Source organism: Sphingorhabdus sp. 109 (genome assembly GCF_902506555.1).
Taxonomy (GTDB): domain Bacteria; phylum Pseudomonadota; class Alphaproteobacteria; order Sphingomonadales; family Sphingomonadaceae; genus Parasphingorhabdus.
The window spans coordinates 1,421,690-1,436,587 of sequence record NZ_LR732707.1 but is presented as its reverse complement, the minus strand read 5'-3'; the positions used below and the strand labels follow the sequence as shown (position 1 = coordinate 1,436,587).

The following is a 14,898-nucleotide window of genomic DNA, read 5'->3' as shown; positions in this document are numbered from 1 at the left end:
TGGATCGAGATCGCCCGATGAATATTGTCCCTGAGCAAAATGCTGAAAGCGCAAAACAGAGATACCTCATTTTAGGCGTCCTGATTGCAATTGTGTGCTGCCAGATCTGGCTGATCTTCCAGAAAGCGATAAACTGGGACGAGTTTCTCCACTTCGGACAGATATACGAACTCGCCGACGGTCGGCTCAGTGGCAGTTTGCAATCCCTGCATGTACGGTTGTTTGGCTGGGCAGCGATGGCCGCCGAGAACGTGATCACGCAAATCCAGATTGCCCGAATCGCCATGCTGGCTTGCGTGTTGTTTACGACCGGATGTATTGTGCTTCTATCTCGGCGGCTGGTTGATGGTGAAACAGCCCTGTTGTCCGGGCTGGTCTATCTGACCGCAGGTTTTGTCTTTACAAACGCCTTTACCTACCGCCCCGATCCGGTTGCGGCGGCCGCCCTGATGGGGGCACTTTCTCTGCTGGTTTTCGGTTCATTTTCCTGGAAACGTGTCATTCTGTCGGGCCTGCTCGTCGGTCTCGCGGGGGCGCTTACGATTAAAAGCGTATTCTACGCGCCGTGCTTTGCCGCCGTTGCATATCTGCAGTGGCGCGACACCACCGATGGCCGGTTCCATATCGTTTATCGGTCGACGGCGGTGCTGGTCGTAGCCATGTTTGCGTTTGCGCTGATCGTCGGGTTGCACGGATCAAATCTGCCAGCGGCTTCAACCCAGGGGAGCAGTCTGGGTGGCAAGATAGACAGTTTCCTGCGCTTCTTCGAGTTTGAGCAGATACGATATGTTCTTGCGGAGATGGCTCTGGCCCCGCTGCTGACTCTCGGCCTCATCCTGCTTGTTCCGGTCGCGAGCGGATTGCCGAGAAACATCAAAATCCTGTTGTTGGGCCTGTGCGGGCCATTGCTTTGCATCCTGTTTTACCGCAACACATTCCCCTATTTCTTTACATTCCTGCTGCCACCGGTTTGCGTAGCAATCACGCCGGTGCTGGCACAGCTGGTGAGGCGCTATGGCTTCTTGCCTGTCATAATCTTCAGTCTGTTTGGTCCGGCATTCCTGCTGGCGAACGAGCCCTATGGCACCCTCGAACGGCAGCGGGCAACGATCAGCGAGATTGAGCGCCTGTTCCCCGAACCGACATCTTATCTGTCCTATTCCAGCTATATGCCGGAATATCCGCGCCAATTCCGATCCCTTATCTCCGGGGTCGCTCTGGGTCGCTATTGGCAGGAGCGCGAGGGTCAGATCGCCCGGGATACAGAAGACGGCCGGATCGCCTTTGTCATCGCGACCGGCGATGCGCTTGATCAGGTCTATCAGACTGACGGACCAGCCCCGCTGTTGCCCGCCAGCGATGTAGCGGCGCTGCGCAGCAATTTTCTGCGCTACAGCGATACGATTTTTATCGCGGGCAAAAACGTCTGCTCACAGGGGGAAGAGCAAGAATTGCGCATATTCCGCAGCGGGGTCTATTCGGTCGATGGGGGCGATCTTGTCATCGACGGCCGACATATCGCCGATCAGCATAGTGTTTCGCTCACCGCAGGAACGCATCTGGCGGGCCCTGTACAGGGCGGCTGCGTCAAATTATGGGCGCTCGATCATGTTCCGGAACTGCCGGAAGATTTTCCGGAAGGACCGATAGCGGGAGGATTTTGATCGTGCGCGCAAAACCAGAGGAACACGATGTCCGCTTCATCACCCGAAAATGGGCGCCGGCCATGGGTGGGATGGAAACCTATTGTCTTCGCCTGACGGAAGAACTCGGCAAAACCCACCGGCTGGACATAATCGCTCTGCCCGGACAAGCCGATGGCGCTGTTCCGTCAGTGGGTGCGCTGATCGGTTTCGGCGTAAAGACCGCGGTCCGTCTGCTTTTCGCCAGACCGGCGAAAATCGTGCATCTGGGCGACGTCGCGATCTGGCCGCTGGGTTGGATCGCATCGTTGCGCCATCCGCAGAGCCGCGTCATATTGTCGGCGCACGGTTCGGACCTGAATCTAGCGACAAAGAATAATCTCCCGGGCAGGCTTTATGCGGCCTATGTCAAAACCGGTGCCCGGATGATGCGCCGGTCACGGTTGATCGCCAACAGCACGTGGATCGCCGAACTGGCGGAGCAATTGGGCTTTGCGAATGTAGACAAGGTCGCGCTCGCCACGGATATGCGCTCCGATAATGTCACTTATGCGCATAACGGATGTCTGTTTTTTGCCGGCCGGATTACGCCCAGCAAAGGTTTGTCCTTCGTCGTCAACGAGGTGCTGGCGCGGATGGAATCTCCACCGGGAATAAGGGTTGCGGGCACAATCTGGGATGAAAAGGAGGCGCAGACGCTGGATTCGCCTCTGGTCGAATATCTGGGCAAGCTCGTACCCGAAAAGCTGATGGCGGAATATGGACAAGCCATGGCTGTCATCGTGCCCAGTCTGGGCAAGGAAGGTTTCGGACTGGTAGCCGCCGAAGCTGCCGCTTGCGGGGCTGTTGTCATTGCGTCCGATCATAGCGGTCTGGCAGAGGTGGTTACGCCCGATATTGGCCTGGTCGCAGATATTGATTCGCCGGATCAGTGGATCGCGGCGATCGAGAAAGTTCGCTCCTGGACAAGCGGCAAACGTGCTGCCTACACCCGGGATGCGCAGTCAGTGGCCAGCGCGCGCTACAACTGGGACCGGGTAGCCGAGGAAACGGTGGCGGTTTACGAAAAAGCCTGAGTCGACTGTTCAGCTGGCCAGTCGGAGCCCGCTGACCGCGTCCCGGTTGTCCGGCTGGTCCGGCCAGATTCCGCGCGTGTCATAGACGACCTTGTCGGCGCGCTCGTCGAGCGGGATCGATTTGAACATGTCGTGATCGGTAAGCGTGATCATGATCGGGCAGTTTTCCAGCGCCTGGTCGATGTCGATCAGTTCCGCGCCGGTGCCCTCGAACGCGGCTGGCAGTTCGCTGGCATAGGGCTCGACGATCTTTATCCTGCCGCCATAGCGCCGCGCCAGTTTGGCGGCGATCTTCAGGGCAGGGCTCTCGCGGAAATCATCGATATTCGCTTTGAACGCCAGACCGAAACAGGCGACGGCAACCCCGGGCAATTCGTCGATCAGCAGCGAAGCCTGTTCGAGGACATGGCCGGTCTTGCCGTCATTCACATCGCGAGCGATGCGGATCAACGGCGACTGTTCGGGTGCGCTGTGGATGATGAACCAGGGGTCGACCGCGATACAATGGCCGCCGACGCCGGGACCGGGTTGCAGAATGTTGACCCGAGGGTGACGGTTGGCGAGGCGGATAACTTCCCACACATCCAGATCCATATGATCGGCGATGATCGACAGCTCGTTGGCGAAGGCAATATTGACATCGCGATAGCTATTCTCGACCAATTTCGTCATTTCGGCGGCGCGCGCCGATGTTGTCACCAGTTCGCCGCGCACGAAGCGGCGGTAAAATCCGAGTGCCTTGCGCGCGCACCGCGGCGTGATACCACCGATGCTGCGGTCATTCTGGATCAGTTCCTCGAGTATCTTGCCCGGCAGCACCCGTTCAGGGCAGTAGGCGATGGCGATATCGGGTATCTCGTTGGACAGGCCGGGAATTTTCAGGTCCGGACGCAATTTCGCGATCAGGTCCCGCATCTTCTCGGTGGTACCGACGGGGCACGTAGACTCCAGAATCACGGTGTCACCCGCTTTCAGCGCCGCGGCGATATTGGTGGCCGCTTCCATCACATAGCTGGTGTCCGGGATATGGTCGGCGCCAAAAGGCGTCGGGACGGCGATCACAAAGACATCGGACGGTTCGACAAGCAGCGAGGCGCGCAGCGTGCCGCGCGAAACAACGCCTTGTACCAGTCCGTCCAGATCCACTTCCTCGATATGGATGCGACCCGAATTGATCGTTTCGACGACCTGTTCGTTGACGTCGATGCCGAGCACCGGGCATCCTGAACGGGCGATAACGGCAGCGGTTGGCAGGCCAATATAGCCGAGACCCATGACGCAGACGCTTGGTTTTTCTTCCGATAACATATGAGAGGCCACTCCACAGTGCGCCGATCCGGCGCGTTTTCTGCCGATTGCCTAGCCAATCATTGTAAATATTTAGGAAATATACGGATGGCCTGAAAAATATTCAGGTGGCAAGGCTGTCTTCGATTATGTCGGCAATCTGCCGGCTGGCCGTGCCGTCGCCAAAGGGATTGTGGGCCCGTGCCATGGCGAGATAATGCGCCTCGTCATCCAGAAGCCTGCTCGCTTCCGCTACCAGCACCGCTTCATCGGTTCCGACCAGCTTGGCGGTACCGGCCTCGACGCCTTCCGGCCGCTCGGTTGTGTCGCGCATCACCAGCACCGGTTTGCCGAGCGCCGGCGCCTCTTCCTGTACACCGCCGCTGTCGGTCATCATGAAGTGGCAATGGTTGAGCAGGCTGACAAAATTCGGATAGTCAAGCGGCTCGATCATCGCGACATTGTCAAGGCCGTCCAGGGCATCCTGCATGATCGTGCGGACTTTCGGATTGAGATGCACCGGAAAAATCAGCGCAACATCGTTTCGCTTCGCGATTGTCCGGAGCGCGCTGGCAATATTGGTCAGTCCGTCGCCCAGATTTTCCCGCCGATGGCTGGTTACACCGATGATTTTCCGATCGCAAAATTTTTCATATAACTCGGCAAGACTCTGGCCCAGGCTATCGGAATCTTTATATTTTTTGACGGTGGCTAGAAGCGCATCAATCACGGTATTGCCGGTGATATATATCTGATCCGCCGGAATATTCTCTTTTGCCAGAGCGTCGGCGGATGTCTTCGTCGGGGCGAAATGCTGATCGGCAATCGTGCCGATGATCTTGCGGTTTACCTCTTCCGGCCAGGGATGATAGATATTGTAACTGCGCAGGCCCGCTTCGACATGGCTGACGGGAATCTGGCGATAATAAGCGGCCAGCGCGCCGCACATTGCGGTGGCCGTATCGCCCTGGACCACGACCCGCTGCGGCTTTGTCTCGTCCAGTATCTGGCCGATCCCCGACAAAAGCCTGCCGGTAAGATCGTCGAGGTTCTGGTTGGCCTTCATCAAATCGAGGTCGAAGTCCGGGCGGATATCGGCAATATCCATCACCTGGTCGAGCATTTCCCGGTGCTGGGCGGTTACGCAGGTCACGGTTTCCAGACCGGTTCGTCCGGACAATGCCTGAACCACAGGAAACAATTTGATGGCTTCCGGTCTGGTGCCGAAAACGGTCAATATTTTGGGTTTTCTCATCGTCTCTTTTGTCATTCCGGCTGCCTAAACGCGTTTGGCTAAAATTTTCATAATGATATCATCTGCGATAATCGTTGACCCCGATCTCCGGCTAGCCCAATCGCGTGATGATGGATTGGTTTGAAATCAAAAACTGGCTGGAACTGTCAACCGGACTGCCGCGCGATTCGCTGCATATTTACGCGGGCATCGGGGTTCAGCTGGCTGCGGCCCTCGTCTGTCGGCGATCGCTGGCTAGTCCGGTGCCATGGCTGTTCGTCGCGGTCGCGGCTTTTGCCAATGAATTTTATGATTTTAGTCAGATCGACGCCCCGCAGGATCGGAAGATTTCCTACATTGACGAAGCGGTCAGCGATATCTGGAATACATTGCTGTTGCCGACATTATTTTTGATGATCGCGCGGTTCTGGCCGGATTGGCTGACCGGTAAGGCCGATGGCGACAGAAACTAGCGCTTGGCAGGCAGGGTAGGAATGCCTGACCCGTCTAGTCTTCGGCCTCAACCGTCTGCGCAATCTCTTTGACATTTTGCGACTGGCCGCGCGGCAGGATCATGACTTTATTGCCGTGGGTTACAATGATCAGGTCATTCACGCCGTGAACCGCAACCTGGATGTCTTCGCTGTGAATCAGATTGTTGCCGGAATCGATAGCCACCGCATTGCCGACGATCGCGTTTGAATGTTCGTCCTTGTTCGAGATGTCGAAAAGGGCATCCCAGCTTCCCACATCCGACCAGCCGGGATTGACGGGGGTCACCGCCACTTTGTCCGCCCTTTCCATGATTGCATAGTCGATGGAGTCGGACGGGGCCGAGGCAAATGCATCCCGATCGGGATAGCAAATATCCCCGTCGCTTTGGTGCCTGTCCATGGCAGACCGGCAGGCGGCGAGAATTTCCGGAGCATATTGTTCCATCGCCGCCAGATAGCTGTCGGCTCGGAACAGGAATATCCCGGCGTTCCAGTGATAGCCGCCTTCCGCCAGCATTTTTTCCGCATTTTCCCGGTTCGGTTTTTCGACAAATTTTCTGGCCGACAGGCTTCTGGCGCTGCCGACAATTCTGTCGCCCTGCTTGATATATCCATATCCGGTCGCCGGGCCGGTGGCTTCGATACCGAATGTCACCAGCCAGCGGGATTGCGCAACCGGTATCGAGGCAATCACGGATTTGCGGAAGGCTGCGAGATTTTCGATCATATGGTCGCTCGGCATCACCAGCAACAGATCCGTCGGATTTTCAGCCGACAGCGCGGCGAGGGCGATCGCAGGAGCGGTATTGCGAGGGCAGGGCTCGAGGATGATATCGCCGGACATCACGCCGACTTCCTGCATCTGGTCCCGGAGAAGTTCGATATGGCTGGCAGAACCCACGATGACCGGATTGCGGTACAGGCTCTGGTCCGCACAGCGCTGGAGGGTCAGTTGAAACATGCTCAGCGGGCCGAACAGGTTGAGAAACTGCTTCGGCTTTTCCGGGGTCGAAAGCGGCCATAGCCTTGTGCCGGAACCACCGGACAGGATGACGGGCGTTATCAGCGGATTTGAATGCATGGTCACTATCTCAACCTGTCACGCAGGCGATGAGGGTTTTTTTGTTTTTGGCCAGATCAATATCGGAATAATGCGCACAGATGCCGCATTCTCCCGCCTTGATAAGCTTGCCGCGGACGGTAACGGAACCTTCCAGCGGAATGACCTGCCATTCCTTGCTTGCGGTCTCCGCAACGATCCCATCGTCTGTGCCGATAATCTGAAACAGTCCGATCGGGGCATTGCTGATGAAGCTGCCGGTCTCGTCAGGCGCAATCTCGCTTGCATATTTCATGTCATAAGGGGCCAACTTGGCCACGCCGATCGCTTCGTCCAGATGCAGTTCGCGTGGCCGGCCATAGTCATACATACGGTATGTGATATCCACGTTTCGCTGGACTTCGACAAGTGAAATTCCCGGGCCGATGGCGTGGATCGTACCGGCCGGCACATGGAAAAAATCTCCCTTCTTGACCGGCTTCCAGTCAAGAAGTTGTTCAATCTCGCCCAATATTGCCGCAGTTTTCAATTTGGTCGCGCTGACGCTTTTCTTCAATCCAAGGCCGAGAATGGCATCCGGTTCCGCGTCTAGGATATACCAGCATTCGTCTTTGCCATGGGGAAACCCGACCCTGCGCGCCTGCCGGTCATTGGGGTGGACCTGAACGGACAGTTTTTCGCTGGTGAACAGATATTTCACCAGCAACTGCGGCGAGATACCCTTTGGCGCTTCATACCAGATTTCGCCAATCTTCTTGCCGTTCCCGCCATTGAATATGTCGGGCAGGCCTTCCTGCCCCCAAGGCTTCTCGACAAATTTTCTCTTCAGCTTCATATTCTGAAATTAGCGCTCACTGGTTTCAATCGATACTCGCATCCACGGGATCTGTTTGCGCAAATTCGAGTGGATTGTAAATGGCTCGCAAGGTGTCCGCTACGTTTCTGTTGCTGACCAAGGCGGATGTCTTTCGGAATTTTCCGGCCCAAAGACAGTTTGATCTGCATAATTTCAGGTTTCTGGCTGGTTGGGCAGAGAGGCACTGCCGTCTTTTGGATAACAGAATATTAGTTGCTTTAAGTTGTTGGCTAAACAGCGCCTGTTGGGTAAATGCCTGTTTCGGCGTTGCAGCTTCAAGAATCCAAAAGCCAGCTTTGAGAGCCACATGATCGAGAATGTCACAGCCGTCATAACGTCGTTGCTGGAAAGAATAGCCCAGCTGTCACGATGGAAAAAAAGAGCAATCGTACTTTTGCTGGACGTCTTGCTTTGCGTGCAGTCGATCTGGATCGCTTATTCCCTGCGCATCGGTGTCTGGGTCTTGTGGGATATCGCCATTCAGAAAACCGTGCTGGTCTGCCTGTTGCTGATGATCCCGATTTTTATTCTGAGTGGCGTATATAATGCCATTTTCCGCTATGCCGGTACCGGCATGATGCGAACATTGGTGCGTGCATTCGCATTCTATTCAGTGGTGACGGCCATTGCATTTGCGGTTGCCGGAATGGACGGTGTGCCACGGACCATCGGGCTCATCCAGCCAGTGGTATTTTTCATCCTTGTCGGCTTTTCCAGGGTCGCCGGACGCTATCTCATGGTCGATATCCTCGGCCGGAACAGGTTCGCCGGTGTGGTAAGAAACGTACTGATCTACGGAGCAGGCAGTGCCGGCCAGCAATTAGCGGCATCAATGCGGTCGGAACCCGCCATGCGGCTTCGCGGCTATATTGATGACGATCACCGGCTGAATGGACAGCGGCTGGATGGCGACAAGGTCTTCTGGAGCGGTCATCTTCCTGATCTGATCCGCAAATATGAAATCACCGACATTCTGCTCGCCCTGCCGCGGATCAGCCGGAGAAAGCGCCGGGCAATCGTCGACCAGGTCCGCGAGTTCACGGTGCATGTCCAGACATTGCCGAACATGCAGGAAATAATCTCCGGAAAAATCGCCTTCAGTGATATTCGCGAACTGGAAATTGAAGATTTGCTCGGACGTGAACCGGTCAAGCCCAATGAACTGCTGTTCGGGCGGACGATTGTCGGAAAGACGGTATTGGTTACGGGGGCCGGTGGATCAATCGGGGGTGAGTTGTGCCGGCAGATCGCGAGATCGGGTGCCCGTCGCCTGGTGATGCTGGATATCTCCGAATTCGCGCTTTATGAAATCGAGAAGGAACTGAAAAAACTCGTTGCCAGTCAGGCTGCGGTGAATCTGGAACTGATCCCCGTTCTCGGTTCGGTCGTCGATACCAAAAGGCTGGATGAAATACTCGGCCTGTGGAAGCCTGACACCGTTTTCCATGCCGCCGCTTACAAGCATGTACCGCTGGTCGAGGCCAATCCTATCGAAGGCATCCGCAACAATATATTGGGAACAAAAGCTCTGGCTGCCGCTGCAAAAGCTACCAAGGTCAAGGATTTCATCCTGATCAGCACCGACAAGGCTGTGCGCCCGACCAATGTCATGGGGGCGACCAAGCGGGCTGCCGAACAGATAGTCCAGAATTTTGCCGACGGTGCAGACGACACCAGATTCTCCATGGTGCGTTTCGGCAATGTCCTGGGCTCCAGCGGCTCCGTCGTACCGCTTTTCCGCAAGCAGATCGAGCAGGGCGGCCCGATCACCCTGACCGATCGCAAAGTCACCCGCTATTTCATGACCATCCCCGAGGCGGCGCAACTGGTGATCCAGGCGGCCGGCATGGCCAAGGGCGGAGAAGTTTTTGTGCTGGACATGGGCAAGCTGGTGAAAATCCAAGACCTTGCCGAAACATTGGTGCGGCTCTCCGGTTTGACGGTTCGCAACGAGACCAATCCCGACGGCGATATTGAAATTGTCGAAGTGGGGCTACGCCCCGGCGAAAAGCTCTATGAAGAGCTGATCATCGGCAACGACCCGCAAAAAACCCTGCATCCGCGGATTATGAAAGCGCATGAAACATTTCTTTCTCAGGACATGCTGGACGCGCTGATCGATGACCTGCTGGATTGTCGTGATCCCGACCGTGCGATTGACACTCTAAAGTCGCTGGTGCCGGAATTTGACCACGGCCGGGACAATGAGGGCAATCTGGACAAGGCGTCCTGATCCCGGAACGAGTGATTAGTCGACGCTGATAATCTCGTGACCGCTCAATCAGTTTTCCAGTCGCCCGAACGGCACGACCCGGTTCCGCACATCATGGCCGATTTCCGCCCGCCCGAGATAGGGGACTGCGTTGCCTTGGGCCCATCGATTTACAATTTCTTCGGGATTCTCGCCAAACGGACGATCATTCTCGGGAATGTCGTCAACGCGTCCCAATTTTATTCCGGCAAGGCCCTGATCCGCAAGATTGCTGCACAAATGAAACATGGCGCGATCAAAGGCGTAGAGATATTCCGATATTTCCTCGATAATCAGGATATGATCCCGCAGATCCGGCATCAGCCTTGTTCCGGTCATCATGGCGAGCGTGATCAGATTGAACGCGACGTGATTCTGGCCGCTGATCAGGCCGGGTTCGATCGCATCCGGCTTTCCGTGCACGATCCAGTCAAGCGCTCTCCTAACGGCGACCTCGCCGCCGGACCTGCCAATGTCGGATGGCATCGGGCCATGCGCGACGTTGCCGATGCCGGCGCGATAGAGTGCGCCAAGCATATTGCCGGCATCGCTATATCCGAGATAGATCTTGTCACTGGCAATATCGTTCAGCCGGTTGACTGCGGCCTCCGCGATTCGGGCCGCGCCATAGCCGCCCCGGACGAACCATATGGCATCTATACCCGGATCATTGGCCAAAGCGACGAAACTGTCGGTCCGTTCTCTGTCGCTGCCGGCGAAATGTCCTTGCGTGAAAAAACATTGCTCATGGAACAATAGTTCCGCCTGCGGGTGGCTTTGCGCCGCAAGCGCGAGGACGCGATCAGCGGCGTCCCTGGTGAAAGGGGTTGATGGCGCACAAATGCCGATGCGGACTGGTCGGGAGATCGATTTTGTTCCTTGCGCCATTGCCAAACAGATGGAGAAGCAATAGCGCGAAAAAATGACCGAAGACAAATCCTATTATTTTTGCGGAATCGGTGGTTCCGGCATGTTGCCACTGGCAATGATCGTCAAAGCAGCGGGGGCGCAGGTCGCCGGATCGGACCGGGCTTTGGACCAAGGCCGATTGGCGGACAAATTCCGGTGGTTGCAGGACAGGGGGATCAAACTGTTTCAACAAGACGGCAGCGGTCTTGGCGAAGGCAGCCAGATACTGATTGCTTCCGCAGCCATTGAAGAAACCGTGCCCGATGTTGCGCGGGCGACGGCTCTGGGGTGCAAGCGTATGACCCGGGCGGAATTGCTGGCAGAGCATTTCAATGCCATGGCGAGCAGCATCGCCGTGGGCGGCACCAGCGGGAAATCCACGGTTACCGGGATGATCGGCTGGATATTGACCGAAGCCGGCCGCGATCCGACCATCATGAACGGGGCGGTGATGAAAAATTTCGCCAATGATGATGCGCCCTTCACCAGTTCCCGCGTCGGGAGGAGCGCGCTTATGGTCAGCGAAGTCGACGAAAGCGACGGTTCCATCGCATTGTTCCATCCCGAAGTCGCGGTGCTCAACAATGTCAGCCTTGATCACAAGAGCCTGGAAGAACTGAGAATATTGTTTGGTAATTTTGTCGCTAAGTCGCGCCATGCAATCTGGAACCATGATGACGCGGAATCGCAGGCTCTGATGGACGGGCTTGTGCTGCCGGACAGCAGCAGCTTCGGATTTCTCGAGGGTGCGGATTATCGGGCGGAACACGTCGAGGAAAAACCGCTCGGCAGCACTTTTATATTGCGTAATGGCGGTACCGACCATGCGGTATCCCTACAGGTGCCCGGACGGCATAATATCGCCAATGCCTTGGCAGCGATCGCGGCAGGTTGTGCGATCGGGGTGCCGGTGGCAACGGCGATATCGGCGATCGGCACGTTTCAGGGACTGGCCAGGCGTTTCGATATTGTGGGGAGCGCGGGGGGCGTCACCGTGATCGATGATTTCGGTCACAATCCGGACAAGATCGCTGCCACGCTCAGGACATTGAAGGCGTTTCCCGGCCGGGTCATAGCCTTTTTCCAGCCGCACGGTTTTGGACCGATACGGAAAATGGGGGCAGAACTGGCATCGGTTTTTGCCGAATATCTTGATGGTGACGACCGCGTCATTCTGTGTGATCCGGTTTATTTTGGCGGTACGGTCGACCGGTCGCTGGGTAGCGAAACAATTGTCAACGCCATAAATGCGGCTGGCGGCAGAGCGGAATATATTCCGGTTCGCGAGGATTGCGGTGACCGAATGGCGGAACTCGCCGAATCAGGAGATAGAATCGTCATCATGGGGGCCCGCGATGACACGTTGCACGGCTTTGCCGAGTCGATCCTGGCAAAAAGCGCCCGGAAATGATCTGGCTTTCAGACCGAGAAACGCGGGGCTTGGCAAATTCAGCCAGCGGTTTTTGTCTCGACCGGATATCTCCCCTTGTCGGCAGACCGGCGCGTAGCAACCACTACCGCTATCCTGCACCGGTGCAGAGCCAGTGATGGTGTAGCGAACGCTATTGGCCTTTTCCCGCGGCCGTTGATGTTGTATATTCAGCCATATCGCGAGTCATATGGCCATAATCCTGTGACACACGCCTTTTTCGATCCCGAGTAACCGTATCACAAGGCAAATATTTGCGAGGATTTTGTTAACTATTGTGTAAAAAGAGTTAATCTTTCCGACCTGTTATCTTAAGCATCTTGCAAAAAACCCATTTTTACAGTGACTTAAAAATCTGCTACCGTAACATTGTGTAACTTTAGCCGTGTCTAACTGCTTTTTCCGGCCGTGCTCCGTCACAAAGGATAGGCAAGTGGGGCAATACGGCTTTTTGCCTGTGGTAACCCAATCAAGCGCCACAGTTGCCCCGGCACTGGTGCGATATTCTGGTCAATATCGCACCGATTGTTCCTGATGGAGCGGGTAGACATTCTATCCGCTCCATCATCGGACAAGCGTCTGTCGGGCTCCCTCTTGCAAACCAATAGGTGAGATGCGTGATGCAGGTAGGTGGTTCGATAATGTGGAAAGTGAAAGCCGATTTTTCTCGGTTGTTCCGCTCTTCCGAATTGCTCTCACTCTCTATTCTTGCAATCATGATACTGATCATATTGCCCGCTCTCGCTTCTGAAGCTTTTGCCACAGACCCGGCATCCGGCCCGCAAACCGGCCGCGCTACGGCGGTGGCTTCTGCCCGGGTTGTCAAACCATTCACCATGACTTCTGTGATGCAGGACACCCCTGATTCAGCGAATGCGGCGATAATGGTCTCGCACAGCACGAGTTTTCGGAATTGTGAAATTCTATTGGGTGCTGATGCCGGCAGAAGTCCCGGGGAATCCTGCGAGCTCCGTCTGGTCGAATTGCACTGAGCGGTCAAACAAGGGGAATGGTTATGTCGGTAAAAATATGGGGGCGGTAACCTTAATCTTCCGCTCAAACAGCAGTAAACAGGATATAACGGGATAAGATGATGCAGATACCGAGTGCGAAATACAGGTCTTCAGCGGTCCAGAGCGACCGTCGGACCATTCGCGCTACCGCCAGGCCTGGCGCCTTGCCATGTGCGATCGCGCTGGCCCTGGTCGCTGTTCCCCTGCCGGCTTTTGCCGAAGCCGAACCGAGCGAAAATGTCGCCATTGCACTGTCCAGCAATATCGTCGGCGGTCCAGCCGACAACCGCGGGACGAACGTTGCTCTTCCGGGATCGGTAATGGATTTTTTCGTATCGGTCAGCGGCCCGGGACAGCACGGAACGCCAGCGGCATCCTTTGCGGTTACCGACAAGGTCCCCGAACATCTTACCCTGTTCGTCGGTGATCTTGATCAGGCCGGAGCCGGTCCTGCGGTGTTCAACGACCATGACAGCGGTTTGAAATTCAGCTTTGCCGGTCTCTCCAGCGCCGAGGATTCGATCGAGTTCTCGAACGATGGCGGCAAAACATTCGACTATGTCCCGGTCGCCGACAGTGACGGCTTTGATGCGGCGGTCACGCATATCAAATTCCGGCCGACCGGCGCCCTCCTGCCGGCGGCAGGAAAATATGAACGGTTCTCCCTACGTTACCGAATGAAGGTCAAGTAAATGACAAATATGATCGAATCTGGAGCTTCCCCATCTTCATCTTTTCCATCGGATAATATCGTTGTGGAAGAGGATCGCAGAAAACAGGAGCGGCATATTGCAATGCTGCGGCTTGCCAAGATCAAGGGAGCAGCCGGTGAAGGCTGGGGGTTCATCAAGAATCTGTCCGCAACAGGCATGATGGTCGAGGTCCATCCCAATTTCGAACTGGGCGATACGGTTTCCGCCATGCTGACCGAAGAACAGGAACTGACCGGCACCGTGCGCTGGCGCAAGGAGGCCCTTGCCGGCGTCGAATTTTCCTCACCGATCGACATTGCCACTGTGCTGACAAAACCCAATGAGTCCAAACAGGGCCGGGTTGCGCGGCTGCCAAGGATCGAAATGAAGCATCCGATCAATATTTACCAGGGATCGCGCCTGATCCATGGCGATATTTGCGATATTTCTCCTGCCGGAATCTGCATCAGAACAGATCATGTTTTCGAAACCGGCAAGAATCTTCGGCTGTCGGTCCCCGAACTACTGGATATTAACGGTACGGTTCGCTGGCAATCGGGCGCGCGCGTCGGAATCGTATTCTCACGGCGGCTGCCGCTGGATGACCTGATGGTCTGGTTGTCCACCTTTTACCGGGCGACACGTGTCGATAGCGATGATCTTGCAGATCTCAGCAAGGATACTCAAAAAAACGGTTCGGGCGAAACGGCGGCCGATCGTCTGCCCTACAAGGTTATCGGACATGATGATCTCGGCAAGGAAATCCTGATCGACACGCTGGATTCGGCAACCGAAGCCCTGACCCAGTTCAAAGCGACGTCGAAATTTTTCTATCGGGTCAGTATCCGCAATGCGGATAATGAAGAATTGTCGATCGGCACAATCGTTTTGCGGGCATTTGACGAAGAACGGGCAGCGGCGAAGGCATAGCCGGATCTGTTCGTTCAGGCTGCG

12 protein-coding genes are annotated in these 14,898 nt (G+C 55.9%); 7 read left to right on the top strand and 5 right to left on the bottom strand.

Annotated elements, in window-relative coordinates; translation table 11 throughout:
- Positions 1-92 precede the first annotated feature (92 nt).
- The gene (locus BOSE62_RS06790; protein ID WP_159643546.1) at positions 93-1,664 is read left to right on the top strand and encodes an ArnT family glycosyltransferase; all 1,572 of its coding nucleotides are present in this window, start codon (positions 93-95) and stop codon (positions 1,662-1,664) included.
- A 2-nt stretch (positions 1,665-1,666) separates the two neighbouring features.
- On the top strand, positions 1,667-2,719 hold the full coding sequence (locus tag BOSE62_RS06785; RefSeq protein WP_159643544.1) for a glycosyltransferase family 4 protein: 1,053 nt from the start codon (positions 1,667-1,669) through the stop codon (positions 2,717-2,719).
- Between the two features lie 9 nt (positions 2,720-2,728).
- Here the strand turns inward: BOSE62_RS06785 and wecC are convergent, their stop codons facing one another.
- Positions 2,729-4,027 (bottom strand): UDP-N-acetyl-D-mannosamine dehydrogenase, encoded by a 1,299-nt coding sequence (gene wecC, locus BOSE62_RS06780; RefSeq protein ID WP_159643542.1) that lies wholly within the window; start codon positions 4,025-4,027, stop codon positions 2,729-2,731.
- Positions 4,028-4,130: 103 nt separating this feature from the next.
- Complete coding sequence (gene wecB / locus BOSE62_RS06775; protein WP_159643540.1) at positions 4,131-5,261, bottom strand: non-hydrolyzing UDP-N-acetylglucosamine 2-epimerase; 1,131 nt, start codon at positions 5,259-5,261, stop codon at positions 4,131-4,133.
- Between the two features lie 107 nt (positions 5,262-5,368).
- Here wecB and BOSE62_RS06770 point away from each other — a divergent pair, with 107 nt between their 5' ends.
- A complete protein-coding gene (locus tag BOSE62_RS06770; RefSeq protein ID WP_159643538.1) occupies positions 5,369-5,713 on the top strand; it encodes a hypothetical protein in 345 nt (114 codons plus the stop codon).
- 34 nt (positions 5,714-5,747) lie between these two features.
- On the opposite strand, the gene BOSE62_RS06765 is transcribed toward BOSE62_RS06770, so the two are convergent.
- Complete coding sequence (locus BOSE62_RS06765) at positions 5,748-6,815, bottom strand: mannose-1-phosphate guanylyltransferase/mannose-6-phosphate isomerase (RefSeq protein WP_159647933.1); 1,068 nt, start codon at positions 6,813-6,815, stop codon at positions 5,748-5,750.
- A gap of 10 nt (positions 6,816-6,825) precedes the next feature.
- Positions 6,826-7,629, bottom strand: coding sequence for a class I mannose-6-phosphate isomerase (locus BOSE62_RS06760; RefSeq protein WP_159643536.1), 804 nt, complete (start codon positions 7,627-7,629; stop codon positions 6,826-6,828).
- A 328-nt stretch (positions 7,630-7,957) separates the two neighbouring features.
- Here BOSE62_RS06760 and BOSE62_RS06755 point away from each other — a divergent pair, with 328 nt between their 5' ends.
- Positions 7,958-9,883 (top strand): polysaccharide biosynthesis protein, encoded by a 1,926-nt coding sequence (locus BOSE62_RS06755; protein WP_159643534.1) that lies wholly within the window; start codon positions 7,958-7,960, stop codon positions 9,881-9,883.
- 48 nt (positions 9,884-9,931) lie between these two features.
- Here the strand turns inward: BOSE62_RS06755 and BOSE62_RS06750 are convergent, their stop codons facing one another.
- On the bottom strand, positions 9,932-10,789 hold the full coding sequence (locus tag BOSE62_RS06750; RefSeq protein ID WP_159643532.1) for an LD-carboxypeptidase: 858 nt from the start codon (positions 10,787-10,789) through the stop codon (positions 9,932-9,934).
- Positions 10,790-10,823: 34 nt separating this feature from the next.
- Between BOSE62_RS06750 and BOSE62_RS06745 the strand changes: the two genes are divergently transcribed.
- The 3 genes from BOSE62_RS06745 (at position 10,824) to BOSE62_RS06735 (ending at position 14,874) form a co-directional block, all read left to right on the top strand.
- Positions 10,824-12,221: a glutamate ligase domain-containing protein gene (locus BOSE62_RS06745; RefSeq protein WP_159643530.1), complete on the top strand. Its 1,398-nt coding sequence runs from the start codon at positions 10,824-10,826 to the stop codon at positions 12,219-12,221.
- Between the two features lie 1,108 nt (positions 12,222-13,329).
- Positions 13,330-13,944 carry a hypothetical protein gene (locus BOSE62_RS06740; protein ID WP_159643528.1) on the top strand — a complete coding sequence of 205 codons (615 nt, stop codon included), beginning with the start codon at positions 13,330-13,332 and terminating at the stop codon, positions 13,942-13,944.
- On the top strand, positions 13,945-14,874 hold the full coding sequence (locus BOSE62_RS06735) for a PilZ domain-containing protein (RefSeq protein WP_328799763.1): 930 nt from the start codon (positions 13,945-13,947) through the stop codon (positions 14,872-14,874). It abuts the gene before it with no gap.
- The last annotated feature ends 24 nt before the right edge of the window (positions 14,875-14,898 follow it).

Bases quoted from the DNA above. Each gene is read 5' to 3' on its own strand.
- wecC (WP_159643542.1), bottom strand. From the start codon at position 4,027: ATGTTATCGGAAGAAAAACCAAGCGTCTGCGTCATGGGTCTCGGCTAT.
- BOSE62_RS06755 (WP_159643534.1), top strand. From the start codon at position 7,958: ATGATCGAGAATGTCACAGCCGTCATAACGTCGTTGCTGGAAAGAATA.
- BOSE62_RS06735 (WP_328799763.1), top strand. From the start codon at position 13,945: ATGACAAATATGATCGAATCTGGAGCTTCCCCATCTTCATCTTTTCCA.
- BOSE62_RS06770 (WP_159643538.1), top strand. From the start codon at position 5,369: ATGATGGATTGGTTTGAAATCAAAAACTGGCTGGAACTGTCAACCGGA.
- BOSE62_RS06760 (WP_159643536.1), bottom strand. From the start codon at position 7,629: ATGAAGCTGAAGAGAAAATTTGTCGAGAAGCCTTGGGGGCAGGAAGGC.
- wecB (WP_159643540.1), bottom strand. From the start codon at position 5,261: ATGAGAAAACCCAAAATATTGACCGTTTTCGGCACCAGACCGGAAGCC.
- BOSE62_RS06765 (WP_159647933.1), bottom strand. From the start codon at position 6,815: ATGCATTCAAATCCGCTGATAACGCCCGTCATCCTGTCCGGTGGTTCC.
- BOSE62_RS06740 (WP_159643528.1), top strand. From the start codon at position 13,330: ATGATGCAGATACCGAGTGCGAAATACAGGTCTTCAGCGGTCCAGAGC.
- BOSE62_RS06745 (WP_159643530.1), top strand. From the start codon at position 10,824: ATGACCGAAGACAAATCCTATTATTTTTGCGGAATCGGTGGTTCCGGC.
- BOSE62_RS06750 (WP_159643532.1), bottom strand. From the start codon at position 10,789: ATGGCGCAAGGAACAAAATCGATCTCCCGACCAGTCCGCATCGGCATT.